Source organism: Nisaea sp. (assembly GCF_039990255.1).
Taxonomy (GTDB): domain Bacteria; phylum Pseudomonadota; class Alphaproteobacteria; order Thalassobaculales; family Thalassobaculaceae; genus Nisaea.
The window spans coordinates 25776-51103 of sequence record NZ_JBDXGG010000016.1 but is presented as its reverse complement, the minus strand read 5'-3'; the positions used below and the strand labels follow the sequence as shown (position 1 = coordinate 51103).

Here is a 25328-nt window from a genome sequence, read left to right as displayed (position 1 = left end):
AAAATCCGGCGGGTGTGAAATGGCTCTCTGATGAAAGCCGTTATGTGTAGGGGGTGCCCTGCTAGGCTCCGAGATTCTCCATCTCATCCTTGATCGCAAGCTTCATACGTTTTATTTCCGCGATAGCGGCAGTGTCTGGCATGGGTCTGGTACGTTCCTGATCAAGGTTGCGCTCCAGAGTTTGGTGGCGTTGCTTCAGCGACTCGATACGCTGTGATTGGGCCATGCCGATGCTCTCCTTTCGGATCAACGTGTGCTGTCGATTACTACATTTTTGAGAATAGGTATCTTTAGGGGCTTGTGCAATGAGCGCACCTCGGGCAGGGTGCGCGGTTTTTTGGCGAAAGCACTGCAACGTGCTGGATTCCCGAGGTAAATTTTTTCATGAGAAACCCTGCAAAAAACAGGCTGATCATCGCGATTAGCGGTGCTTCTGGAATCGTCTATGGCGTTCGGCTGCTGGAAATGCTGAAGGCTCTGCCGGTCGAGCAGAAAATTGAGACGCACCTGATTATGAGCCGAGCGGCGGAAGTCACGCTCGCACATGAGACGGACCTCAAGGTGCGGGATGTCGAGAAACTTGCTGACGTGGTGCATGCCAACAAGGACATTGGTGCTGCCGTCGCTTCCGGGTCATTCCGGACGATGGGGATGATCATTGCCCCGTGCTCGATGAAGAGTTTGGCGGAGATTGCAACGGGCGTCACCGATACGCTGCTTTCGCGCGCGGCCGACGTGATCCTGAAGGAGCGCCGTCGGCTGGTCTGCATGGTACGGGAGACGCCGCTGCATTCCGGGCACCTGCGAAACATGCTGTCATTGTCAGACATGGGCGCGATCATTGCGCCGCCGGTTCCAGCCTTCTACGCGAAGCCGGAATCCATCGCGGATATGGTTGATCACTCCGTTGGCCGGGTGCTGGATCTTTTCGATATCGACAGCGGCACGGTTCGCCGCTGGAAGGAAGACGCTGCGCCGTGACCCGGGGAGGGAAGCAGCCTTTTCCGTCCGCGCACCTGGTCATGGAGATGAAGCTGCGTTCCTTGCTTTGCGGTGAGAGGCGCTGGCTGGGTGCACAGCATTTTTTGCAGCAGTCCTCTAAGATGATTTCCTGCAGTTCGAAGAAGACGTTCGTCAGTTGTTCGCGCGACCGAATGCCGATGTCGTCTACGGGAACTTTACCGGGAGCATAAACGGAAAACACGGCATAAGATTTTTATGCGGATTGTTTATGTCGCATCGGTTGTGAGGGGGCTTGGCGCAGTCGCGCCTCAATGGAAACCGCGATGCTTATCCGGGAACATTCGATGGTGTCACTCACATTCATTTGAGTATCTCGATCAATGCCGATCCGGCGCGTGCGCTTTATGGCAGTTTCGGATTCTCAGTTTGAGGGTTGAAGCCAGTAAGGCTTGTTTTTTAGGGCGTTAGCGTTCCATTGCAACACATGGTCTTGCCTCTGCCAAGCGCCTTTCCGGGGGTGGCTGGGGTGTTCTTTTGAGCTGTTTGATGTCACATTTTTGTCGCCGCGCTGACTCCGACTTGACATTTCTGGTGGGCGCATTACCGTCTGCCTCGGGCAAGTTGAACAGGGTGCTCAAACTCTAAAAAGAATAAAAAAGGGGCCGCGCTTTTGCGCGGTCCTTTGATTCTGAGCCGAGGGTTCGGACGACTCTGCAGAGCGGAGCCGGGTCTCGAAAATATTTCCCCGATTGCGCTATCGCGCTTGCGTCCAATCTCCCATCCGTTAAAGATCGCGCCGAACCTGACCAAAGCGCAGGATGGAGGTGCAGAACATGGCTTCAGACGGAAATCTATTTGGTTTCGATACGCTCGCACTGCATGCCGGACAGCAGCCGGACAGCGATACTGGCGCACGGGCGGTGCCGATCTACCAGACCACGTCCTATGTGTTCCGGGACTCCGAGCATGCGGCCTCGCTGTTCAACCTGGAGCGGGCCGGGCACATCTATTCGCGGATCTCGAACCCGACCGTAGCAGTGCTGGAAGAACGTATCGCGGCGCTCGAAGGCGGCGTCGGCGCGGTGGCGACTGCCAGCGGTCACGCGGCTCTGCATCTCGCGATTGTAACGCTTATGGGGGCGGGCTCGCATATTGTTGCCTCCAGCGCGCTCTATGGCGGTAGCCACAATCTTTTCAGTCACACGCTACCGCGATTCGGCATTGAGACCACCAAGGTTCATCCACGAGATATCGAGGGCTTCCGCAAGGCGATCAAGCCGGAGACCCGTCTCGTCTTCGCCGAGACTATCGGGAACCCCGGCCTTGAAGTGCTGGATATCGCCGCGTTGGCTGAAGTTGCGCATCAAGCCGGTATACCGTTGATGATCGATTCGACCTTCACGACGCCCTATCTCTGCCGGCCGTTCGACCACGGCGCCGACCTCATCATGCATTCCGCCACCAAGTGGCTGGGCGGGCATGGCGTCGCCATTGGCGGCGTTCTGGTCGATGGCGGCCGGTTCGATTGGGAGGCGTCCGGAAAATTCCCGACGCTGACGGAGCCCTATGGGGGGTATCACGGCCTCGATTTTGCCGAGGAATTCGGCCCGCAGGCCCTTTGCATGCGGGCTCGGGCCGAGGGGTTGCGGGATTTTGGTGCCTGCATGTCGCCGACTAACGCGTTCCATCTCATGCAGGGCATTGAGACCTTGCCGCTGCGGATGGATCGGCATGTTGCCAACGCGCGCAAGGTTGCAGCCTTCCTTGAAGCATCCGAGGCGGTTGAATGGGTGCTCTATCCAGAACTGGACAGCCACCCGGATAAGGAGCTTGCCGCAAGGATGATGCCGAAAGGCGCGGGATCGATGATCGCTTTCGGGATCAAGGGCGGACGCGAGGCTGGACGGACCTTCATCGATCGGCTCGGCGTCTGGTCGCACCTCGCCAATGTCGGCGATGCTAAATCACTGGTTATCCATCCGGCCAGCACAACGCACCAGCAGATGGACGCGGAGATGATGAAGGCGGCGGGACTTTCCGAGGATCTGGTTCGGCTTTCAGTCGGGCTTGAGGATGTGGACGACCTGATTGGCGATCTGAAACAGGCGCTGCGTGCCGCAACTGTGCGCAAGGCGGGTTAGAAATGAAGTTTGATGTAGGGCGGAACGAGGCATTTGCGGCGACGGGCGGCCGTCCATTTGACGGTAGCAAGACCACGATCCTGATGCTGCATGGTGCCGGGATGGACCATACGGTCTGGTCCATGCAGGCCCGTTACTTTGCGCATCACGGTTTTTCCGTCCTTGCAGTCGATCTGCCGGGGCATAGCCGTAGCGCCGGGGCGGTGCCGGAGAGTATCCCGGCTTTCGCTGACTGGTGTCTGACCGCGCTGGATGCGGTCGGCGCCGGAGATGTGGTGGTCATGGGGCATTCCATGGGCTCGCTCATCGCACTTGAGGTTGCTTCTCGTCTGGGTGCTCGCGCAAAAGCTCTGGCCTTGCTCGGCTCGGTGCCGGAAATGAAGGTGCATCCGGATCTTCTGAACGCTGCCCGAACAGGCAACCACATGGCGCTTGAGACCATGGTTGGCTGGGGCGTAGGCAAGCGCGCGCAAATCGGTGGTCACAGAGCGCCGGGAGCCTGGGTCTGTGGTGCGAGCATGCGTTTGCTGGAAGCAGGCGACTATGCGGTGCTGGCGACCGATCTTGCTGCCTGCGATGCTTATGACGGGGCGTTGAAAGCTGCCGCTGCGGTCACGTGTCCGGCAATGGTGCTTTCCGGCTCCGACGACAAGATGACCCCGGCTAAACTGGCCCAGCCGCTAGTGGAGGCTTTGCCGAATGCTCGAACCGTTATTCTCCCGAAAGCGGGTCACATGATGATGATCGAGCAACCGGACGAGACGCTGGATGTGTTGGCTGAGTTTTTTGGGGCGCTTAGGTGAGTGCGGAGAGCGTACCCGAGACCCGCGACCGGTTTCGCTGGTGGCTGGAGCTTCCGACCCGCTGGATGGACAATGACGTCTACGGGCACGTCAACAACGTCCAGTATTATTCCTATTTCGATACGGCCGTGAACACGCATCTGATCCGTGAAGCCGGGCTGGATATCCATAACAGTCCCATCGTCGGACTGGTCGTGGAGACCCGTTGCCAGTTCAAGAAATCACTGGTTTTTCCGGATCGCATTGATGCAGGGATCCGGGTGGATCGTCTCGGCCGGTCGAGCGTGACGTATGCAACCGCGCTGTTCCGTGAAGGCGACGATGAAATCGCCGCACTCGGTCATTTCGTGCATGTCTATGTCGACCGGTCCACGCAGACTCCGGCGCCAATCCCGCAGGATATGCGTGCCGAGATGGAGAAGCTCCGCCTCGAGTAGGCCCGTTGGTTAGGACGGCTGCCTATTTTGTCTTGGTGCGGGAAATTCTGTAGAGACCGGCGACGATCTGCTGGCCTATGGTGCCGGCCTCGCCCTTCATTTTTGTTGCGACCACGGCTTTCAAGGCATCCACATGGGCTTTGATGGCGTCCGCATCGTTGTGCCCGCGCTGGCCGGGCTCACCCAGCTCCAGATAGCGGTTCATCGAGGTCGCGATTTTCTCAACCATTGGGTAGCCGAAGCTGGCCCCCTGGGATCGAAGATCGTGCATCACCGTATAGATCGTGCGTTCGGGGCCGGCAGCCTCGGCGTCTTCCTCCTGTAGTCTCTCAACGGCCTCGTCCAATTTGACGATGCTGTCCTTAGCGGTTTCCGAGAGGTCGATCTTTGATACGGCCTCCGCCAGCGCGGCTTCGGTTTTTGCGATCAGACGCTCATCCATGCGCGCGGGTCCGCCGACCAGATCTTTCAGCTTGTTGGGCTGATGAATGACCTCGTACGTACCTTTCGGGGGCTGGGCCATTTCTATCCTCTCGTAAGCCGGTTTGCTCGTCTGGTGTGTTTCTGGCCGATTAGGCGCTGCGTGCGTCCCGGTCGCGCAATTCGGCAGCGCGCCGTTCTTCTCCTGTAAAGGATTCTACCTTTCGGCGACGGTCGGGCCCGAAATAATCATCGGTCCGAACGAAGGGGCGGGGGTATTCCACAACGGCGACAAGCCGCTGGATAAGGCCAACACCCGTAAGAGGCTTGGCAATGAATTCGGTCACGCCGGCATCGCGGGCCATCTCGATCCGGTTTGATTCGGTGTGACCGCTGACCATGATTATCGGCAAGAATTCATCCGGGCTGACCGGATCGTTCCGGATCCAGCGGGTTAATTCTATGCCATCCATCTCTTCCATCACCCAGTCGGTGATGATCAGATCGACCTGATATTCGCTGAGTTTGCGGATAGCGTGCTGCCCGTCACGGGCGTCGATGATGTTTTTGACACCGACTGCCTGCAGCATCGCCCGCAGCACTTCTCGCATGGGTTGGCTGTCTTCGACGATCATCACTGTGAGACGCTGAAAACGGGCTTCGTTGGTCGGACTTTGAGACATTCACCACGACTTCCCCGGGTCCAGCATGCCGGAACCGTAGAATCTTAACAATTTGTTATCCTTAACTGGAGTTTAGTCGACTTCCGGTGGGTAAGGCTATAGCCGGATTGCGCGCTTCTCAATTCAGGGTGGCATTGCAAATGTGTCCATTTGCACATGCTGAAAACGTCGCCCAAGCCCGGAAATCCGCCTCTTCTGGTGCGTCTTCATACAATATCTGGTATAGTTCAAGTCAGTTTTAACTAGGCTGTATTCAGTTGCGAACGGCAGGAAACTGCGGCGTGGCGGCAAACAGGTTTGCCCGTTGCTCTTGACTTGATGCCCGATTCGCCGATTGATCCAGCCTCCGGGCCGCTTGGTGCGCTTCGTCGCGCCCCGAGCGGCATTTCGAACGAGCCTGGGCTCCATGAGGATTGTAAGGAAATGGCAGGGCATTCCCAATTTAAGAACATCATGTACCGCAAGGGTGCGCAGGACAAAAAGCGCGCGAAGCTGTTTACCCGGTTGATCCGAGAAATCGCCGTCGCGGCGAAGGCGAGTACTGATGCGAGCGCCAACCCGCGCCTGCGGTCGGCAATTCAGGCGGCCCGCGAGGCCAACATGCCGAAGGACAATATCGACCGGGTGCTGAAGAAGGCCGAAGGCGGCGGCGCTGACGACAATTATGAGGATATTCGCTACGAGGGCTATGCGTCCGGCGGTGTCGCCATGATCGTCGAGGCATTGACGGACAATCGCAATCGCACGGCTTCCGAAGTGCGCTCCACTTTTTCCAAATACGGTGGCGCCCTTGGCGAGACCAACTCGGTCAGCTTCATGTTCGATCGGGTTGGCCAGATTTCCTATCCGGCTGAAAAGGCAGAGGCCGATGCCATGTTCGAGGCTGCGCTGGAAGCGGGCGCCGAAAATGTCGAATCCTCCGAGGACGGGCATGTCATAACCTGCGCGCCCGATGATCTGAGCGCTGTTCGTGAAGCGCTCTCAGAGCAGTTCGGGGCTCCCGAAGAGGCGGAGCTGTCGTGGAAGCCTCAGAACACGGTGCCGGTGGACGAAAGTCATGCCGAGACCATCATGAAACTGCTGGGCGCTCTGGAAGACCTCGACGACGTCCAGTCCGTCTCGGCAAATTTCGAGATCCCGGACGATGTCATGCGGAAACTGACGGCGGCTGCCTGACCCAATGCGGGAGTTTTGCCGAAACCCAATTGGGGAGATGCAACCGCGATGAGGCTTCTCGGTCTCGACCCCGGCCTCCGCTTTACCGGCTGGGGTGTGATTGATGTGGATGGCCATCGGCTGCGACATGTTGCCAATGGGACTTTGAAATCTACGGCAAGTCGCTCCATCGCGGAACGGCTCCTGGAATTGCACGACGGCGTTCTGGAAATCCTCAGCCGTCACACTCCCGGTGAGGCAGCGGTCGAAGAGACTTTCGTCAACAAGAATCCGGAATCAACTCTGAAGCTTGGTCTGGCCCGCGGCGCTGTTCTGCTGGCGCCTGCCAAGCAGGGGCTGCGGGTGACGGAATACGCGCCGAACCGGGTAAAGAAGACCGTTGTCGGGGCCGGTCACGCCAACAAGGACCAGGTCCAGATCATGGTGTCGAAGCTGCTGCCCGAGGCTGTTTTCGATTCTGCGGATGCGGCGGATGCGCTTGCCGTGGCGATCTGCCATGCGCATTTCGCCCAGAGTCGGCATGCCTTCGGCGAGACGGTGGGCGTGTCCCGGATCAAACAACAATCTGCAACCGGTGGGTACGAGCGCGCGATCCAGGCGGCTCTGCGTAAGGAGATGGGCCAGTGATCGCCAAGTTGCGGGGTGTTCTCGATTCCTTCGGTGACGGCAGCGCTGTGATCGATGTCGGCGGCGTCGGGTATCTGATTTTCGCGTCCAGCCGGACACTTGCGAAACTGGGGGACAAGGGCGGGAATGTCTCTGTTCATGTCGAAACCCATGTTCGCGAGGACCACATTCATCTCTATGGTTTCGCTGACAAGGCGGAGCAGGAGATGTTCAGGATCCTGCAGACAGTGCAGGGCGTAGGGGCCAAGGCGGCACTTTCCATCCTGTCCGCGTTGGCGCCTGACGAGGTCCTGAGGTCTGTTGCCGCCGGGGATGCCAAGATGCTGACCCGGGCGGACGGCGTCGGCCCCAAGCTGGCCGGCCGGATCGTGAACGAGCTGAAAGACAAGGCGGTGAACATCTCGCTCGGCGCCGATGCCTCAATGCCGGCACCTGCGGGCGGCACGGCCGCACCGGCGGGAGAATCCGCCGCTGTCGCCGATGCGATCTCCGCCCTGGTGAATCTCGGCTATGACCGCAGCATTGCCTATGGCGCTGTTCATGCCGCTATCAAAGCGATCGGACCTGATGCGGACCTTAACCAGTTGATCACCGGCGGGCTGAAGGAGCTCGCTTCGTGAGCGACTGGGATGATGGCGAAGAGGGCCGGATCGTCGACGGCGAACGGTCGACTGAGGACACGCCCGAGCGGGCGCTGCGTCCGGTTACTCTTGATGATTTCGTCGGCCAGAAGCAGATGCGGGAGAATCTCAAAGTCTTCATCGAGGCTGCGAAGACTCGTGAAGAGGCGATGGACCACGCGCTTTTCTTCGGACCGCCCGGCCTCGGCAAGACCACGCTGGCCCAGATCGTCGCCCGCGAGCTCGGGGTGAATTTCCGCGCCACATCAGGCCCGGTGATCGCCAAGGCTGGAGACCTTGCGGCCCTGCTGACCAACCTTCAGGCGCGCGACGTTCTCTTCATCGATGAGATCCATCGCCTTAATCCTGCCGTAGAGGAAGTGCTTTATCCGGCTATGGAGGATTTTCAGCTCGACCTCATTATCGGTGAAGGCCCGGCGGCCCGGTCAATCCGGATCGACTTGTCGCCCTTTACCCTGGTGGCGGCGACGACACGGTCCGGTCTGATCACGACGCCTTTGCGGGAGCGCTTCGGCATTCCGTTGCGGCTGCAATTTTACACACCGGAGGAGCTGCAGAGCATCGTCATGCGCGGTGCCTCCCTGCTCGGAATGAATCTATTGCCTGAAGGGGCTGCGGAAGTCGCCAGCCGCTCACGCGGGACACCGCGCGTGGCCGGGCGCCTGTTGCGCCGGGTGCGGGATTTTGCTGCGGTTGCAGGTGTCGATGAAATCGATCAGAAGGCCGCTGACGGCGCGCTGAACCGTCTCGATATCGACAAGCGCGGGCTGGATGCAATGGACCGACGCTATCTGCGCTGTATCGCAGACAATTATGGTGGTGGACCGGTCGGGGCGGAGACCCTCGCGGCGGCACTGGCCGAGCAACGCGACGTTATCGAGGAAGTGATCGAGCCTTATCTGTTGCAACAGGGCTTGCTTCAGCGCACGCCGCGAGGGCGGCTTCTGTCCGAATCCGGCTACCGCTATCTCGGCCTTGCCATGCCGAACAGGACGCCCGCTGAAGCCGCGCAAATGACCCTTCTCGACAATAATGCCGAGGATGAGGATGTCTGAGCGGCTGCTGCAGCCTGCGGTGACGGTGTTCACGGCGGACGGTACACATATGCTACGCGCCCGCGTCTATTACGAGGACACGGATGCAGGTGGCGTCGTCTATCACGCCAACTATCTGCGTTTCGCCGAACGTGGCCGCACGGAATACCTCCGCGATGTCGGTGTCTCTCAGTCGGAACTTTCTGACGCGGAAGGCGTTTACTTCGTTGTCAGGCGCAGTGAGATCGATTTTCGCCTGCCCGCCCGGCTCGACGACGCGCTTGAAATCCAGACGGTGATTGCCGGGATTAAGGGTGCGTCCTTTCTGGTTGAGCAAAACATCTCAAAGACGGGTGTGGACGGGTATCTTGTGAAGGTGGTCAGCACTATCGCCTGTGTGGACCGGAAGGGGCGCCCGGTGCGGGTGCCGCAATCGGTCAAATCGAAACTGGACCGGCACGACGGAGGGGGATTGTGATGATCGTCGCTCAAGCCAAAGGACAGAGGTCGGGGAAGAGTATCTAAATGGATCAAACAGTAGTCGATACCGTGACGCTTGGAGGCGCCGCCGCCATGGACATGAGCATCTGGGGATTGTTCATGGCCGCGGACTGGATTGTTAAGACCGTGATGATCGTCCTGATCGGCGCGTCGATCTGGAGCTGGGCGATCATCGTCGACAAGGTTCTGAAGATGCGCCGGCTTTCGAAGGCCGCGACGCAGTTTGAGGAAGCATTCTGGTCCGGCGGCTCGCTAGAGGACCTTTATGACAGGATTGGTGGGCAGCCGGGTGATCCGATGACCGGTGTATTCGCGGCGGCGATGCGGGAATGGCGCCGGTCGGCCGCCAAGGGGCTGACCACGAAAGGCTCTGAAATTCGAGCCAGCCTGCGTCAGCGCATTGAACAGGTCATGCAGCTCTCGATTACCCGGGAGCTGGATCGTCTTGAAAAACACATGACTTTCCTAGCCTCGGTTGGCTCCGTTGCTCCGTTTGTTGGGCTGTTCGGGACCGTATGGGGCATTATGAACAGCTTCCAGTCCATTGCGGCGACCAAGAACACCTCTCTCGCGGTGGTGGCGCCGGGTATCGCCGAGGCTCTTTTCGCGACGGCCCTCGGCTTGATTGCAGCCATCCCGGCGGTGATTGCCTATAACAAGATTTCTACCGACCTTGGCCGCTATGCGGGGCGCCTGGAGACCTTCTCCAGCGAGTTCGCCTCCATCCTGTCCCGTCAGCTTGACGAGGGAGGCTGAGGCATGGCCGGCTCCTTGATAGGGAACGGGCGCGGGGCGCGGGGGCGCTATCGTCCGCTGAGTGAAATCAACGTGACACCGCTGGTCGACGTCATGCTTGTGCTTCTTATTGTCTTTATGGTCACCGCACCGCTGCTAACCGTCGGTGTGCCGGTGGACCTGCCCAAGACAGAAGCCGCTCAACTGACGGACGAAGTCGAGCCACTTGTTGTTTCGGTGAATGCGGATGGTGTGATCTATCTGCAGGAAACCGAAGTGCCACGGGAGAATTTGGTGCCTCGGCTGAACGCTGTAACTGGGCAGCGCCCGGACGTACGAATCTTTGTGCGCGGGGACAAGACGATCCAGTACGGAACGGTGATGGAGGTCATGGGGCTAATCAGCTCTGCGGGTTTCAAGAAGGTCGCGCTTCTGGCCGAAATTCCGGACAGTAAGGGGACGCGCTGACGCCATGCGCACGGGGCTCTCCATATCCGTTGGCATCCATGTTGCGGTTTTCGCCTTTGCATGGTTCGGCCTGCCTGAACTCCGGAATGACGATATTCTTCCGGAGCAGTTGGTCATTGTCGACATGGTGGACATCTCGGAAATAACCAATACGCCGACGGCGGCGGTCGAGCCCGAGACAATGGAAAAGCCTAAACCGAAGGAGCCGAATCCCGAAGCTCCGAAGCCCGCGCCACCACCACCAGAGGCAGCAGCACCGTCTCCTCCTCCGCCGCCAACTTCGACACCGGAACCTGCGCCTGAGCCGGTTGCCGAGGTGCCCGAGCCGGAACCTGCGCCGATCCCGAAGCCAGCGCCTGAGAAGGCTCCGGAGCCTAAGAAGGTTGCGCAGGCCCCGACGCCCGCACCGAAACCGCGGCCGAAGCCGCGCGCGCCGGAACCGACGCCGAAAGAGGCGGAGAAGAAGCCGAAAAAAGATGACAAGAAACTCGATTTCTCGCGCTTGCTGAAGACGCTTGAGAAGACGGAGCCCGCTCAGCCGGTGAAACCGCAAGAAGAAAAGCCGAAGAAAAATACCGATCCCTTGAAGGACGTGCTCGCCAAATTACAGGCACCCGCTCGAAGCCGCTCCGACAAGGCCTTCGATCCGGAGAATAAGGTCTCCATCAGCGAGATCGACGCGGTGCGCCGTCAGATCGCACAATGCTGGAACGTGCCTGCAGGCGCTAAGGATGCGGAAAATCTCTTCATCGAGATCGCTTTGCAGATGGGAGCTGACGGCACCGTGCGCGATGCGCGGATTGTCGATCAGGCACGGCTGTCCCGGGACGGTTTTTTCCGAAGTGCTGCCGAAAGTGCGCGGCGAGCGGTGCTGAGCTGCGGAAAGCTTCCGTTGCCGCCTGAAAAATATGAGTCATGGAAAAACATCACCATGACTTTCAATCCGAGGGATCTGCTGTGAAGATCCGCGATCACGACCGACTTGAGAGGCCGATCATGAGGTTCGCTGGACCGTCCCACACTATGGGCACTATGAAGTTTTCACCTGTTGCAATGCTTTTGCAGTGGGTGTTGCCTGCTCTGCTGCTGGTTCTTCTTGCAACCGGTTCGGCCCGGGCCGAGCTGAGGATCGACATTACCCAAGGCAAGGTCGACCCGCTGCCCGTGGCGGTCTCCGAGTTTACCGGGAACAATGCCGAAAGTGCGCAGATCGGCCGGGACATCGCTGCCGTGATCGCTGCCAACCTAGAGCGCTCCGGTCTTTTCGCCCCGATCAACAATGCCGCCTTTATCCAGCGCAATGTGTCTTTGAGCGCGTTACCGCGCTTTGGTGACTGGCGTCTGATCAATTCGCAGGCACTGGTGCACGGTGCGGTGAGTTTCGAAGCGAGCGGTGCTGTGAAGGTCGAGTTTCGTCTCTGGGACGTCTTTGCCGAACAGCAGATGGTGGCAAATGCCTATACCACGGTGCCTGCGAACTGGCGCCGAGTCGCCCATATCATCTCGGACGCGATTTACCAGCGGATGACTGGTGAATCCGGCTATTTCGATACCCGTGTCGTTTATATCGCCGAAAGCGGCCCGCCGGACCGGCGTACCAAGCGTTTGGCGATCATGGACCAGGACGGCGCAAATCACCGCTTCCTGACCGACGGCAAGGACCTGGTGCTGACACCGCGGTTCTCACCGACGCTGCAGGAGATCACCTATCTCGCGTATTATAACAACAAGCCGCGAGTCTATATCTTCAACATCGAGACCGGCCAACAGGAAGTACTGGGCGATTTCCCAGGCATGACATTCGCGCCGCGTTTCTCGCCGGATGGTAACCGGGTGATCATGAGCCTTGCCCGCAACGGTATCACCGATATTTACACGATGGATCTGGCCACCCGTCGCGTGCGCCGCCTGACGGAGAGCCCGTCGATCGATACTTCGCCGACTTTCGCACCGGATGGTGGTCAGATCACCTTCAACTCCGACCGGGGCGGCAGCCAGCAAATTTACGTGATGGATGCGAATGGCAGCAATGTGAAGCGCATCAGTTTCGGAAAAGGGCGCTATGCCACGCCGGTTTGGTCGCCACGCGGGGACCTGATCGCCTTCACTAAAATTGTTGGCGGACAGTTTTATATCGGGGTCATGCGGCCGGACGGAACCGGCGAGCGGCTGCTCTCCCAGGGCTACCTCGTGGAGTCGCCAACATGGGCGCCGAATGGGCGAGTTCTTATATATTTCAAACAGTTCCCATCGGACTCTTCCGGTCGAGGGGGCAAAACCAAACTCTACTCCATTGACCTCACAGGATATAACGAGCGCGAGATTGTCACGCCTGTTGATGCGTCCGATCCCGCATGGTCTCCCTTGATTCCTTAGCGTCATAGAAATATATTTCGCCCGACAAGCCTTCTCCGGTAATGAGCGGCTATCGCCATCCGTAGAAATCTGTTAGAGAACACAAAGGATTGGCGCGTCCGGTTAGAGTCTAAGGGGCACGACCGAAAACTTGGATCGAAGGCTCACTTCTGTGGGGGTTAAAGAATGGCAATGAAGTTTCTTTCCATCGTGGCTGCGGGTTTGCTCGTTGCTGCGTGCTCGACTGACCAAGAAACCGCGTCCCAGTCGGGCGGCGCAGGATCGACAGTTCCGGCTGCGAACCAGCCCTCGACCTCGTCAGCCTCTACGGGGGCTGTAACAGCTGCTCCGGGATCGCGTGAAGAGTTCGTCGCCGAGGTTGGCGACCGGGTTTTCTTCGGTTTCGATAAATACGACCTGACGCCTGAAGCCCGCACGACGCTTGAGCGTCAGGCTTTCTGGCTGCGCAAGTACCCGAGCTCAACCGTGACCATCGAAGGACATTGCGATGAGCGCGGCACTCGGGAGTACAACCTGGCCCTCGGCGAACGCCGCGCCAGTGCAGCAAAAGATTATCTGATTGCGCTCGGCATTGATGCCAGCCGCGTCAGCACCATCAGCTACGGTAAAGAGCGTCCGGTTGCTTTCGGCAGCAACGACGAAGCATGGAGCCAGAACCGTCGTGGTGTGACCACCATCAACTAAGGCTTCTGCCTGACCGCCTGAGTTAGACCGCGCCGGTCTGGTTAGCCAGACCGGCGCGTTGTCGTTTGTGGAGGCGCAATTGACGACGCTCCGTTGGCGGGCATGCCTTAATCCTGCTCGATTGGCCATCTAGATTTGGTGGTCGAGACAATTGTGAGACGCGACGAACGTGAGACTGGGAGTTCGAGAGATGACGAGCCGGTTCGTATTTGGCGGCGCACGCGCGGTTGGCGTTGCGGCCTTGATGTTCTTCTCGGTGGCGGCACTGCCCGCAGCCGCGCAGGACGTCCAGAATTTGCTGAACCGTCTCGACCGTATGGAGCGCGACATGCAGGATCTGCAGCGCCAGCTCTATCGCGGCGGCAGTGCAGGGATCACGGCGACGCCCGTAACACCGGCGCCGATCACATCTGGCACATCGACGACGTCGGCTGCTGCGGGCGGCCAGGGCAACGGCTTCGATACAAGCTATGCCGCACGGGTTGAAGTCCGTCTGCAACAGCTCGAAACCCTGATCCGTTCCCTCACCGGCAAGATCGAGGAAGTCGAGTTCAATGTGGAGCAGAATTCCGGCCGTCTTGACCGGCTGGTGCGCGACATAGATTTCAGACTTCAGGCTCTTGAGCGCGGTGGAGTTCCTGTACAGACCGGATCGGCGCTGGGCACCCCGAATAATGCTGCGGCCGCGCAAACACCGGCGGAGACGCCGGTTGCAGGGCAGGGCCAGGGTGTCCTGGGCTATCTGAAGCAGTCGGAGGCTCAGGCTCTCGACAATGCGCCCGCCTCGGCGGCAGGCGCCCCAGCCGCCACCGTTGCGAATGCATCCTCGCCGGGCACTTCCCCGGCCCCGGCCAGTTCATCTGGCACCAACCTTCAGCAGATCCTGCCCGATGGCACTCCTGAAGAGCAGTACAAGCACGCCTTTACGTATTTGCAGAAGCAGGATTTTGCGTCCGCCGAACAGGCGCTAAGCACATTCCTTGAGCGCCATCCGAAGAGCCCGCTGGCGGGCAATGCGATGTATTGGCTGGGTGAGACCTATTACGTTCGGAAGGATTTTGCCAATGCGGCGAAGACCTTCGCAACGGGCTATACGGAGTATTCTGGCAGCTCCAAGACCGCCGACAACCTGTTGAAGCTCGGCTTCTCTCTAGCCCGCATGGGCCGGAAGGAAGATGCCTGCGTCACTTTCGATCAGTTGAAGGCCGACTTCCCGAACGCTTCCGCCAATATCAAGCGCCGCGCGGCGACTGAACGGCAACGGATCGGCTGCTAACCCGGCTTTGGAACACGGGAGAGAACGACTGTCTGAGGTCAAGCCCGTTTCGGACTGCGAGTTCGAGACGCTTCTTGAGGGCGTCGATCCTGCTCTTGCTTCAGCCCCGCCGTCGGTTTTTCTCGCCGGAGTGTCTGGCGGTGCGGACAGCATGGCTCTCTGCCTTATGCTGGCGTGCTGGTGCCGCACTCATGGACACCGCTTCATTGCCGTCACTGTCGATCACGGATTGCGCTCGGACTCCGCTGCTGAGGCGGGACGGGTGGCGGCTTGGATGGCGGCGCGCGGCATCGAGCACGAAACCCTAAGCTGGCGCGGGGTGAAACCGGCCACTGGCCTGCAGGCAGCGGCTCGCTCGGCGCGGTTCACGCTTTTGATCGACCGGGCGGCTTCGTTGGGAGCGGCTGGATTATTTCTCGCTCATCATATGGAGGATCAGGCCGAAACCATGGCGATGCGTCTGGCAAGAGGCAGCGGTCCCGACGGGCTGGCTGGCATTCGGTCCCGGCAGATCCGTGATGGCGTTCCCGTCCTGCGGCCGTTGCTTCCACTGTTACCGGAACGGCTCAAAGCTCATTGCCTCACCGAGGGGCAGGTCTGGATCGATGATCCGAGTAATCGGGACACGCGTTTCGAACGGGTCCGGATCAGGCAGCAGGCGAAGGAGATGAGGGAGTCCGGTTTGGGCGCCTCCGATCTTGATCGTCTCGCGCAGGCATTCGGCCGGTTGCGGGACTGGAGCGAAACCAGACTGACCAGTTTCCTTTTGGAGGCAGGCGATCTGGACCCGCGCGGATTCGCAGCGATCGACCTTTCCGCTGTTTTCGGATTGCTGCCCCCGTTGCGTGCCAAACTCTTCTCAGGACTCTTGCAATCGATTGGCGGGCTGGATTATCCGCCGCGTGCGGAGCGCATGCAGCGTTTTTTGAGATGGCTGGATGACGGCGCTGATGATCGGGTCACCCTCGGAGGCTGCCTTGTCTGGCGCGGCCGGGCGGACAGGCTCTGGGTTGCCAGGGAAACTCCGAGGGAAATCGGCCGGAAAGTGCTGTGCGGCCAGCAATTGAGCCGCTGGGACGGTCGTTTTGATGTCACCTGGGCAGGTGCTCAACCGGCCTGGATCCACATGCTGACACGCAAGGGCGAGCGCCGATTACGGCTGACTGGTACCGTCGGGGGAAGCTTCACCGTGGTGCCAGCCAGCGTTCGCGCGTCACTTCCTGCTGTAACTGACCTTGACGGGCGTCTGTTTGCCCCCCACTTTCCCGATACATGGACGAGTCAGCGGCCCTTGGAAGCTGACCTGTTCCACATTGAATTCCGCCCCGCCGTGCCATGGGTAGCTGATGCTTTCCGGGCGAGCAGGGATGACAGGGTCGCGACGAATGACTAAGAATGGGCGTCCGGCTGAATAAGAACCCTACCGAGGCATAATCGGCGTGAACAATTTCGGCAAGAATCTCGCACTCTGGATTATCGTAGGCGTCCTGCTCGTGGCGCTGTTCAATCTATTCCAAAGTTCGAACAAACCTGGTGGATATCCGAATTTCGCATTTTCGGATTTCCTAAGCTCCGTTGAGTCCGGTCGGGTTACCGACGTCGTGATCCAGGGTAACACCATCAAGGGTCACTTCAGCGATGGGCGCTCCTTTGCGACCTATGCTCCGAATGATCCGGGACTGGTGGACCGGCTCAAGGAAGGGGGCGTGCGAATTTCGGCGGCGCCTCCGGAAGAGGGCATGTCGGGCCTGCTCGGCATCCTGATCTCCTGGTTCCCGATGCTGCTGTTCATCGGTGTGTGGATATTCTTCATGCGCCAGATGCAGGGCGGTGGCGGCAAGGCTATGGGCTTCGGCAAGAGCCGTGCCCGCCTGCTGACCGAGAAAGTCGGACGGGTCACGTTCGACGATGTTGCTGGTATTGACGAAGCCAAGACCGAGCTTGAAGAGATCGTCGAGTTTCTGAAAGACCCGCAGCGCTTCCAGCGTCTCGGCGGCAAGATCCCCAAGGGTTGTCTTCTGGTGGGCCCTCCGGGTACCGGTAAGACACTGCTGGCCCGTGCAATCGCCGGCGAAGCCAATGTGCCGTTCTTCACCATTTCCGGTTCTGACTTCGTCGAGATGTTTGTCGGCGTCGGCGCCAGCCGTGTCCGCGACATGTTCGAGCAGGGCAAGAAGAACGCTCCCTGCATCATCTTCATCGACGAGATCGACGCGGTCGGACGTCATCGTGGCGCCGGTCTCGGCGGCGGCAATGACGAGCGCGAGCAGACCTTGAACCAGCTTCTGGTCGAGATGGACGGTTTCGAGGCGAATGAGGGCGTGATCCTGATCGCCGCCACCAACCGTCCCGATGTTCTTGACCCGGCGCTGCTGCGTCCCGGCCGCTTCGACCGTCAGGTCGTGGTGCCGAACCCGGATATCCTGGGCCGCGAGCGCATCCTGAAAGTGCATATGCGTAAGGTTCCGCTGGGTCCGGACGTGGATGCCAAGGTTATTGCGCGCGGTACTCCGGGCTTCTCCGGTGCCGATCTCGCGAACCTCGTGAACGAAGCCGCCCTGCTCGCCGCCCGGAAGGGCAAGCGTGTGGTCGGCATGGCAGAGTTCGAGGAAGCCAAAGACAAGGTCATGATGGGGGCTGAACGCCGCTCCATGGTTATGACCGACGAGGAAAAGGCGCTGACCGCCTATCATGAAGCCGGCCACGCCGTGGTTGCGCTGCATTGCCCGGACAGCGATCCGATCCACAAGGCGACGATCATTCCGCGCGGTCGTGCTCTCGGTATGGTCATGCGTCTGCCGGAAGGCGACCGTATCTCGCTCTCCCGCGCCAAGCTCTATGCGGATCTTCAGGTTGCCTGCGGCGGCCGGCTTGCCGAGGAGCTCGTTTTCGGTGAAGAGCGGGTCACAACCGGTGCATCCTCCGATATCCGGATGGTCTCCGACATGGCCCGCCGTATGGTCACCGAGTGGGGCCTGAGCGACAAGTTGGGCTTTCTGGCCTATTCCCAGGATCAGCAGGAAGTCTTCCTCGGTCATTCCGTGACACAACAGAAGAACGTTTCCGATGCGACCGCCAAGGTGATCGACGAGGAAATCCGCAGGATTGTGGATGGCGCATACAAGGACGCACGCCGTATCCTTGAAGAGAATAATAACGAGCTGGAAACTCTGGCCAAGGGGCTGCTCGAATACGAGACCCTTTCGGGCGACGAGATTAAGGCTCTGCTCGCGGGTGAAAGCCTTGTGAAAGACAACAAGGAAGACGGTCCGAAGCCTGGTGCCGGGCGCCGTTCGTCTGTGCCTACCGGCGGGGCTGAAGGCTCCGGCAAGTCCGGTGGCGGCCTTGAGCCCGATCCGCAGCCCGGCGAGTAATTTATGACTGACATTCTGAAAAAGGCCGCGCTTATGCGCGGCCTTTTGCCATCCGGGACCAGTATTCGCCTCGCCCCTTCGGGGATCTTCTGGGGCGAGACAGCGGACCGGCTTCTACAGACTGGGCTTGCATTTCCATTGGCGGGCGGCCCCGCTGCATTCTCTGCGGTTGAGATTGTTGCCCGTACCGCCGATGCCATTCACGTGCTCGGGCCGGCGCCACTCGATGCCGCTGCGACTTGGGCTGCGGGCGAAGGGTTGGGCGCTGTTTTCGATCAACAGATCGATCTTATAAGCAAGCCGCGTCCGGTATTTGCCGGGCTGCCATCTGACCGACCTCTGGTGATGGGTATCGTCAATGTGACGCCCGACAGTTTTTCGGACGGTGGCGATTTTGCGGCAACCAAGGACGCTGTGGACCACGCCTTTGAGCTGTTGATGCAGGGTGCGGATATTCTGGATATCGGTGGGGAGTCGACCCGGCCCGGCGCCGTTCCGGTGCCAGTCGTGGAAGAACTCCGACGGGTGGTTCCCGTGATCGAGGGTATCCGTCACCGGGCCGGGGCGAAAAGACCGGTGATCAGCGTCGATACGCGGCGTCCGGACGTGATGCGGGCCGCGCTCGCGGCCGGAGCGGACATCGTCAACGATGTGACCGGGCTGGCTGATCCCGAAAGTCGTCGGATCGTCGCCGAAGCCAGGGTGCCCGCTATGCTGATGCATATGCGCGGCGAGCCGCAGACCATGCTGGGGGAGGCACAGTACGATTTCACACCTCTGCAGATGGTTGAGGAGCTGGAGCAGCGCGTGTTCGAGGCCGAGCAGGCCGGCATCCCCCGTGACCGTATCGTGGTTGATCCGGGTATCGGATTCGCGAAGAACACTGATCAGAACCTTGAAGTGCTGGCACGGCTTGGCCTGATGCATGGGTTCGGCTGCACCGTTCTTCTTGGCGCCTCGCGTAAGAAGATGATCGGCAATCTCAGCCGGGACGAGCCTGCGAAGGAACGGATGCCGGGCTCGCTTGCCATCGCCATTGCCGGCGTGGAGCAGGGTGTACAGATCCTCCGCGTGCACGATGTCGCCGAGACCGTGCAGGCGCTAAAAGTGTGGGCGGGGATCGCCGCACAGCGGTAAACTGCCTGTAGCTCATCAGTGACCGCGAAAATGCGTGGAGTCTTATGACCAGAAATCTATTCGGAACCGACGGCATCAGAGGCACCGCAAATGCCGAGCCGATGACAGCCGAAACGGCGCTTCGGGTTGCGATGGCCGCTGGCCGTCACTTCGTACACAGCAATGGCCGCCCGAAAACCGGTCATCGTCCGCTTGCTGTGATCGGCAAGGATACGAGACTCTCCGGCTACATGCTGGAGCCGGCGATGGTAGCGGGGTTCACCTCGATCGGGATGGACGTGGTGCTGCTCGGCCCGCTGCCCACCCCGGCCGTGGCGAGCCTTACACGCTCCCTGCGCGCCGATCTCGGTGTCATGCTCTCTGCTTCGCACAATCCGTATCAGGATAATGGCATCAAGCTCTTTGGTCCTGATGGTTTCAAGCTGTCGGACGACGTGGAGCACGAAGTCGAGAGCAGGATTGACAGGCTTGGTGCAGAAGATCGGGCGCCAGCCGACCGACTAGGCAAGGTTCGTCGGCTTGAAGACGCCCAGGGCCGCTATATCGAGATTGCCAAGAACACTTTCCCGAAGGGTATGCGGCTCGACGGGCTGAAACTGGTGGTCGATTGTGCCAACGGTGCCGCCTACAAGGTTGCGCCGCGCGTTCTGTTCGAGCTTGGTGCTGAGGTGATCGAGATCGGTGTCACACCGAACGGGACCAATATCAATGCCGGGTGCGGGGCGACTGCTCCTGACGCCATGTGTCGCGCGGTGACGGAGCATGGCGCGCATCTCGGTATTGCTCTGGACGGTGACGCCGACCGGCTGATTATGGCTGATGAGAGTGGACGGATTATCGACGGCGACCAGATCATGGGCTTGATCGCTGCGTCCTGGGCGGAAGCAGGCCTGTTGCGCGGCAAGGCGCTGATCACGACTGTAATGAGCAATCTCGGGCTGGAGCAATATCTCGAAGGCATCGGTGTTTCCATGCACCGGACCAAGGTTGGTGATCGTTATGTGCTGGAACACATGCGCTCCGGCGATTTCAATCTCGGCGGTGAGCAGTCCGGCCACATGATCATGAGCGATCACGCGACCACAGGTGACGGTCTGATCGCAGCGCTTCAGGTGCTGGCGGTTTTAATCTCCTCCGGAAAGCCGATGAGCGAGGTTGCCTCGGTTTTCATGCCCTTGCCGCAATTGCTGAAAAATGTGCGCTACACGGGCGAGCCGCCGCTGGATACGGAATCCGTCAAGATGGCGATCAGTGACGGCGAGGCGCGTCTGGCTGGAAGTGGCCGGGTGTTGATCCGAAAGTCGGGCACCGAGCCGCTGATCCGGGTCATGGCGGAAGGCGCGGACGAAAACCTCGTCGCTGATGTGGTGAATGATATTGTGCGGGAGATCGAACGTGCCGCAGGTTGACGCAACAGGCTCCGGTGACATGCGTCCGATGAACGGACGAGTCTTGATCTGCGCCGGTTCCGATTCCGGCGGCGGCGCAGGTATCCAGGCTGACATCAAGGCGGTCACCGGCCTTGGCGGTTTCGCCATGACGGCGATAACCGCGCTGACGGCTCAGAATACCGAGGGTGTGCATGACGTCTATGACGTGCATGAGGAATTTATCGCCAAGCAGATCGAGGTCGTATTGAAGGATCTCGGCGCCGACTGCATCAAGACAGGCATGTTGCATTCCATCCCGGTGATCGAGACCGTAAACAAGGCGTTGGCCGAGCTGGCGCCGGATACCCCGCTGGTGGTCGACCCTGTCATGGTGGCCAAGGGCGGGCATTCGCTGCTGGAGCCGCAGGCGCTGGAAGCAATGAAGCGCCGGATGGTGGCGCGGGCGACCATCCTGACCCCGAACATTCCGGAAGCGGAGTTGCTGACGGCACGGAAGATCGCGGACCGTGACGATATGCTCCGGGTTGGCGAAGCCTTGCTTAAGCTTGGCCCGAAATACGTTCTGATGAAGGGCGGGCACATGGAGGGCGACGAGCTGTTGGATATCCTGGTATCCGTGGACGCGGAGCCGGTCGTATTCAGCTCGGAGAGGATCGACACCGTCCACACCCATGGTACCGGCTGTTCGACGGCCTCGGCCATCGCTGCCGGGCTCGCCCAGGGGCTTTCCGTCGTAGAGGCGGTCAGCCGGGCGCGAGACTATGTGCGCAAGGCGATCCTGAGTGCACCGGGTTATGGCCATGGGCACGGACCGCTGAACCATGCCCATACAGTGCGGGCGGACGCGTGAGCTGAGCTTGAGTTTTTCTCCGGCGCTGCCTAGTCTGTCCTGACAGGCACGCCCGAGCCTCCCCCCTCCGCTGGGAAAGCATTCGACATGTTGGGCTTTGATCTTTTCGAACCCACTGTTCGGGCATGCGCATAAGGAGGGATTGCGACACACGCTCGCATCAGGAGGTTCCCGATGAGATTCTCTCATCCCGTTTTCCGTCTCAAACGTCAGGCCCGTCTGCTGTCTCGCAAGGACGGTATCCCGCTGAACAAGGCACTCGACCGTATTGCCGCCGGGGAAGGCTATAAAAGCTGGGGCCATCTCGCCGCCAATGCAGAGACCGGAAGGCCGGCCGGCGCGTTATTGGCGCAACTTGCTCCCGGCGATCTCGTCCTGCTTGGCGCGCGGCCGGGTCACGGCAAGACATTACTTGGGCTTGAACTGCTTGCGGAAGCTGCGAAGGCCGGGCGGCACGGTTTCTTCTTTACGCTGGACTACAGCGACGCCGATGTTGTCGACCGTGTTCGCGCGCTCGGCATCGAACCTGGTGCGATCTCCTCACGGGTGACGCTGGATACATCCGACGGCATTTGCGCCGATCACATCATCGCCGAAATGGACACTGCTCCACCGCGCAGCATCGCCGTGGTCGATTATCTGCAGTTGCTGGATCAGAAACGCCGGAACCCCGAACTCGCCGAACAGGTGGCGGCCCTGAGAACTTTTGCACAGACGATCGGCCACATCGTTGTCCTGATCTCCCAGATAGACCGGGCTTACGACCCGGAAGAGAAGCCGCTCCCGGACTTGTCCGATGTCCGCCTGCCCAATCCCGTGGACCTGACACTCTTCACCAAGAGCTGTTTCCTTCATGATGGGGAGGTTCGGCTCGACGCTGTGGCCCGGGGTTAGGCGGCCACGAAATCCTGTTTTTCCAGGTTATAGACGTGCTTGCCGAGAATGCCGGCCGCCGTCATTTTTTCGATCTCCTGACGCAATGTCTCGATGCGGGACGCGTATGTCGTGCTGCCGATATCGAGCAGGGCGTTCAGGGGATCGCTTGCCTTGAGGGCCTGTTCGATCACGCTGCTTTTCGCCCGGCCCTGATGGCGGATGTCGGCGACCACGATACAGACGGAATCCTTCGTTCCGTTCAGATTGTAGCGCCGGGCGTAGCTCGCATATTTTTGGCGTTGTTGCTCGATTGTGAAAGCAACCTGAGTTGCCCGGTTTTCCGGATTATTCTCTGCCCAGTGCACAAACTTCGCCGCGACCTCGGCCTCTTGCTGACAGACAGCATCCGGATCAGGATTGAGATAACTCATCAGCCCCTGGCTGCTGGTGTCGTTTTCGAGCTGGACAGCGCCTCCCGGTGTTTTTTGGGAGATGTGGGCATTTTGCAGGATCAGGTCGGGGAAATAGAATTGCGCGTCTTTCAGCAGCAGGAACCGGCGCAACAGCAGGACGAAGTTTTCATCGGGCTCGTGGGCGGCATCCTGCATGAAGCCGAATGTGAAGGCGGCACGGTCGTAAGTGTTGAGGCAATGGAAACTGCCCTTGCTTTCGCACATTGCGGTAGGGGCAATAAGATTGGCCCAGATCCCGAATTGCTCCTGGTAGTCCTCCGGCGTGAAGATGTCGGTGCCGGGTGTGGTGTTCATCAGGCCCCTGAGGCTCTGATAGCTGACGTCGTTGCCGACAAAGAATGCAGGACCGTTATTGATCTGTGCCGAATAGCGCTGTCCGTCGACGCTGATAGATACGGTCGCCGGCTCGACGATCTGCTGCTCGGGACCGGAGATGGCTGTTTTGGCGGAGACCCGTTCGGTCGGACTGTTGGCGAAGGGCATGACGAGGAGGGTGCGCCCTGCATAGTCCGGCGCGATGCTGACATCGAGTGTCGGGCCGGCCGCCATGGACCGCGAAACGCGGACACCGTCGCAGCGGACTTCCCAGTTGATTTGTGCCAGGTCCGCCGGGTCGGGGTTGGCTTGATTGAACGCCGACGCCTGATAATGGGCGACTGAGCCGACTTCCGCAGTTTCCGGTCCGTCAACAGCGGTTACGAGCAGCATGGCAGCCTCCAAGAGCAAGTTGTGGGGAGAGTTTCTATCTTTAGTATAGCCTGGCGGCGAATGCGGCCAGCTTCCGAATGTCGTTTTTTCGTCGTACTGCCGATACTTGATGTCGCCCGGGGCATGGAGTTCAGACGGGTCCCGCGTAAGTGTTGTGATAGAAAAAGAATTCAAGCGCTTTTCTTTTGGAGGCGACATGGCCGAGGAAGACGATATCGTTCTGTCCGAACTGGACGATGAGGAACTCGTTCAGCAAATGCACGACGATCTCTATGACGGTCTCAAAGACGAGGTCGAAGAGGGCGTCAATATTCTGCTAGGCCGCGGCTGGACCCCGTACAGGGTTCTGACCGAGGCGCTTGTCGAAGGCATGCGTATTGTTGGCGTGGATTTCCGCGACGGTATTCTGTTCGTGCCCGAAGTACTGATGGCAGCCAACTCCATGAAAGCCGGCATGATTATCCTGCGCCCGCTGCTCGCCGAGACCGGTGCGCCGCGCATGGGCAAGATGGTGATCGGTACGGTGAAGGGCGATATCCACGATATCGGCAAGAACCTCGTCTCCATGATGATGGAAGGCGCGGGCTATGAAGTAATCGATATCGGGATCAACAACCCGGTCGAGAACTATCTGGCCGCGATCGAGGAGCACAAGCCGGACATCCTCGGCATGTCCGCCTTGCTGACCACCACGATGCCCTACATGAAGGTCGTCATCGACACCATGAAGGAGAAGGGCATCCGCGATGATTACATCGTTCTGGTCGGCGGTGCGCCGCTGAACGAGGCCTTTGCGGAGAGCGTCGGCGCTGACGCCTATTGCCGGGATGCCGCAGTTGCCGTCGAAACCGCGAAAAAGATGATCGCCGAGCGCGCGGGCTCCAATTCGGCGGCCATGGGCGTCAGTTGAGCGGGGCGGCGATGGCCGCCTCTGCCGATGCAGAGAGACCGCGGGCACTTGTGGTCGCCTGCGGTGCCCTTGGCCGGGAGCTGGTTGCACTGAAGCGGCGCACCGGCTGGGATACGCTAGAGATTACCTGTCTGCCGGCCATCTGGCACAATCACCCGGAAAAGATCGCCCCCGGCCTCCGGCGCAAGCTGGAGGCGGCCAAAGGTTATGAACAAGTGTTCGTCGCCTATGGTGATTGCGGTACCGGCGGCGCTGTCGATCAGGTGATCAAGGAGTTCGGCGTTGAGCGTATCGCCGGGCCGCACTGCTACCAGTTCTTCATGGGAACGGACGAATTCACGGCGCTGACGGACGCGGACCCGGCCTGCTTCTTCCTGACTGATTATCTGGTCCGGCATTTTGACCGGTTGATCTTCAAGGGGCTGGGGCTCGACCGGTTTCCGGAATTGCGTGACATGTATTTCGGTAATTACACGGCACTCGTTTATGTCGCCCAAACCGAAGACCCGCGTCTGACGGCGAAGGCGAAACAGGCTGCCGAACGGCTCGGCCTCGCCTTCGAGTATCGCTATCGCGGCTATGGCGAGCTGCAGAGCTTCATGGAAACCGCACACCCCGCACACATTGGACATTAGCAGAGCATC

General features: G+C 59.8%; 27 protein-coding genes. 23 read left to right on the top strand and 4 right to left on the bottom strand.

The genetic code is table 11. From position 1 onward, the window contains the following. Nucleotides 1-61: 61 nt before the first annotated feature. A complete protein-coding gene (locus tag ABJ076_RS09575; RefSeq protein WP_348193922.1) occupies nt 62-226 on the bottom strand; it encodes a DUF465 domain-containing protein in 165 nt (54 codons plus the stop codon). A gap of 158 nt (nt 227-384) precedes the next feature. Between ABJ076_RS09575 and ABJ076_RS09570 the strand changes: the two genes are divergently transcribed. The 4 genes from ABJ076_RS09570 (at nt 385) to ABJ076_RS09555 (ending at nt 4344) form a co-directional block, all read left to right on the top strand. Beyond that, nucleotides 385-981: a UbiX family flavin prenyltransferase gene (locus ABJ076_RS09570; RefSeq protein WP_348193923.1), complete on the top strand. Its 597-nt coding sequence runs from the start codon at nt 385-387 to the stop codon at nt 979-981. An 815-nt stretch (nt 982-1796) separates the two neighbouring features. Further along, entirely contained in the window at nt 1797-3104 is a 1308-nt protein-coding gene (locus ABJ076_RS09565) for an O-acetylhomoserine aminocarboxypropyltransferase (RefSeq protein WP_348193925.1), read from the top strand. A gap of 2 nt (nt 3105-3106) precedes the next feature. Beyond that, nucleotides 3107-3907, top strand: a complete 801-nt coding sequence (locus ABJ076_RS09560; RefSeq protein ID WP_348193927.1) for an alpha/beta hydrolase — start codon at nt 3107-3109, stop codon at nt 3905-3907. Then, on the top strand, nt 3904-4344 hold the full coding sequence (locus ABJ076_RS09555; protein WP_348193928.1) for a thioesterase family protein: 441 nt from the start codon (nt 3904-3906) through the stop codon (nt 4342-4344). The genes ABJ076_RS09560 and ABJ076_RS09555 overlap by 4 nt, the downstream gene beginning before the upstream one ends. 22 nt (nt 4345-4366) lie before the next feature. On the opposite strand, the gene ABJ076_RS09550 is transcribed toward ABJ076_RS09555, so the two are convergent. Together ABJ076_RS09550 and ABJ076_RS09545 are read right to left on the bottom strand one after the other, a co-directional pair. Further along, complete coding sequence (locus tag ABJ076_RS09550; protein ID WP_348193930.1) at nt 4367-4867, bottom strand: hypothetical protein; 501 nt, start codon at nt 4865-4867, stop codon at nt 4367-4369. Between the two features lie 49 nt (nt 4868-4916). Further along, nucleotides 4917-5447, bottom strand: a complete 531-nt coding sequence (locus tag ABJ076_RS09545) for a response regulator (RefSeq protein ID WP_348193932.1) — start codon at nt 5445-5447, stop codon at nt 4917-4919. 423 nt (nt 5448-5870) lie between these two features. Between ABJ076_RS09545 and ABJ076_RS09540 the strand changes: the two genes are divergently transcribed. The 17 genes from ABJ076_RS09540 (at nt 5871) to ABJ076_RS09460 (ending at nt 22611) form a co-directional block, all read left to right on the top strand. Next, the gene (locus ABJ076_RS09540; RefSeq protein ID WP_348193933.1) at nt 5871-6623 is read left to right on the top strand and encodes a YebC/PmpR family DNA-binding transcriptional regulator; all 753 of its coding nucleotides are present in this window, start codon (nt 5871-5873) and stop codon (nt 6621-6623) included. 48 nt (nt 6624-6671) lie between these two features. Beyond that, nucleotides 6672-7250, top strand: coding sequence for a crossover junction endodeoxyribonuclease RuvC (gene ruvC, locus ABJ076_RS09535; protein WP_348193935.1), 579 nt, complete (start codon nt 6672-6674; stop codon nt 7248-7250). Then, entirely contained in the window at nt 7247-7870 is a 624-nt protein-coding gene (gene ruvA / locus ABJ076_RS09530; RefSeq protein ID WP_348193937.1) for a Holliday junction branch migration protein RuvA, read from the top strand. The genes ruvC and ruvA overlap by 4 nt, the downstream gene beginning before the upstream one ends. Continuing rightward, complete coding sequence (gene ruvB / locus ABJ076_RS09525) at nt 7867-8946, top strand: Holliday junction branch migration DNA helicase RuvB (protein WP_348193939.1); 1080 nt, start codon at nt 7867-7869, stop codon at nt 8944-8946. The genes ruvA and ruvB overlap by 4 nt, the downstream gene beginning before the upstream one ends. Beyond that, on the top strand, nt 8939-9403 hold the full coding sequence (gene ybgC, locus ABJ076_RS09520; RefSeq protein WP_348193941.1) for a tol-pal system-associated acyl-CoA thioesterase: 465 nt from the start codon (nt 8939-8941) through the stop codon (nt 9401-9403). The genes ruvB and ybgC overlap by 8 nt, the downstream gene beginning before the upstream one ends. A gap of 47 nt (nt 9404-9450) precedes the next feature. Further along, the gene (gene tolQ, locus ABJ076_RS09515) at nt 9451-10182 is read left to right on the top strand and encodes a protein TolQ (RefSeq protein ID WP_348193943.1); all 732 of its coding nucleotides are present in this window, start codon (nt 9451-9453) and stop codon (nt 10180-10182) included. 3 nt (nt 10183-10185) lie between these two features. Then, nucleotides 10186-10629, top strand: a complete 444-nt coding sequence (gene tolR, locus ABJ076_RS09510; protein ID WP_348193945.1) for a protein TolR — start codon at nt 10186-10188, stop codon at nt 10627-10629. A gap of 4 nt (nt 10630-10633) precedes the next feature. Beyond that, nucleotides 10634-11590, top strand: coding sequence for a cell envelope integrity protein TolA (locus ABJ076_RS09505; protein WP_348193947.1), 957 nt, complete (start codon nt 10634-10636; stop codon nt 11588-11590). Nucleotides 11591-11682: 92 nt separating this feature from the next. Then, nucleotides 11683-13005, top strand: a complete 1323-nt coding sequence (gene tolB / locus ABJ076_RS09500) for a Tol-Pal system beta propeller repeat protein TolB (RefSeq protein ID WP_348193955.1) — start codon at nt 11683-11685, stop codon at nt 13003-13005. Nucleotides 13006-13170: 165 nt separating this feature from the next. Further along, nucleotides 13171-13689, top strand: a complete 519-nt coding sequence (gene pal, locus ABJ076_RS09495) for a peptidoglycan-associated lipoprotein Pal (RefSeq protein WP_348193949.1) — start codon at nt 13171-13173, stop codon at nt 13687-13689. Between the two features lie 190 nt (nt 13690-13879). Then, nucleotides 13880-14965 carry a tol-pal system protein YbgF gene (ybgF, locus tag ABJ076_RS09490; RefSeq protein ID WP_348198415.1) on the top strand — a complete coding sequence of 362 codons (1086 nt, stop codon included), beginning with the start codon at nt 13880-13882 and terminating at the stop codon, nt 14963-14965. A 7-nt stretch (nt 14966-14972) separates the two neighbouring features. Continuing rightward, complete coding sequence (gene tilS, locus ABJ076_RS09485; protein WP_348187960.1) at nt 14973-16358, top strand: tRNA lysidine(34) synthetase TilS; 1386 nt, start codon at nt 14973-14975, stop codon at nt 16356-16358. 46 nt (nt 16359-16404) lie between these two features. Continuing rightward, nucleotides 16405-18339: an ATP-dependent zinc metalloprotease FtsH gene (gene ftsH / locus ABJ076_RS09480; protein ID WP_348187958.1), complete on the top strand. Its 1935-nt coding sequence runs from the start codon at nt 16405-16407 to the stop codon at nt 18337-18339. Between the two features lie 3 nt (nt 18340-18342). Continuing rightward, a complete protein-coding gene (folP, locus tag ABJ076_RS09475; protein ID WP_348187955.1) occupies nt 18343-19476 on the top strand; it encodes a dihydropteroate synthase in 1134 nt (377 codons plus the stop codon). 44 nt (nt 19477-19520) lie between these two features. Continuing rightward, nucleotides 19521-20885, top strand: a complete 1365-nt coding sequence (glmM, locus tag ABJ076_RS09470) for a phosphoglucosamine mutase (protein ID WP_348187952.1) — start codon at nt 19521-19523, stop codon at nt 20883-20885. A 28-nt stretch (nt 20886-20913) separates the two neighbouring features. Beyond that, entirely contained in the window at nt 20914-21717 is an 804-nt protein-coding gene (thiD, locus tag ABJ076_RS09465) for a bifunctional hydroxymethylpyrimidine kinase/phosphomethylpyrimidine kinase (protein ID WP_348187965.1), read from the top strand. Between the two features lie 174 nt (nt 21718-21891). Further along, nucleotides 21892-22611: a DNA helicase gene (locus tag ABJ076_RS09460; RefSeq protein ID WP_348187949.1), complete on the top strand. Its 720-nt coding sequence runs from the start codon at nt 21892-21894 to the stop codon at nt 22609-22611. Here ABJ076_RS09460 and ABJ076_RS09455 read toward each other — a convergent pair. Continuing rightward, nucleotides 22608-23774 (bottom strand): hypothetical protein, encoded by a 1167-nt coding sequence (locus tag ABJ076_RS09455; protein WP_348187947.1) that lies wholly within the window; start codon nt 23772-23774, stop codon nt 22608-22610. The two genes, ABJ076_RS09460 and ABJ076_RS09455, sit on opposite strands and share 4 nt — an antisense overlap. A gap of 196 nt (nt 23775-23970) precedes the next feature. On the opposite strand from ABJ076_RS09455, the gene ABJ076_RS09450 reads away from it, so the two are divergent. Together ABJ076_RS09450 and ABJ076_RS09445 are read left to right on the top strand one after the other, a co-directional pair. Continuing rightward, complete coding sequence (locus tag ABJ076_RS09450; protein ID WP_348187945.1) at nt 23971-24684, top strand: B12-binding domain-containing protein; 714 nt, start codon at nt 23971-23973, stop codon at nt 24682-24684. A gap of 11 nt (nt 24685-24695) precedes the next feature. After that, nucleotides 24696-25319, top strand: a complete 624-nt coding sequence (locus tag ABJ076_RS09445; protein WP_348187942.1) for a DUF1638 domain-containing protein — start codon at nt 24696-24698, stop codon at nt 25317-25319. The last annotated feature ends 9 nt before the right edge of the window (nt 25320-25328 follow it).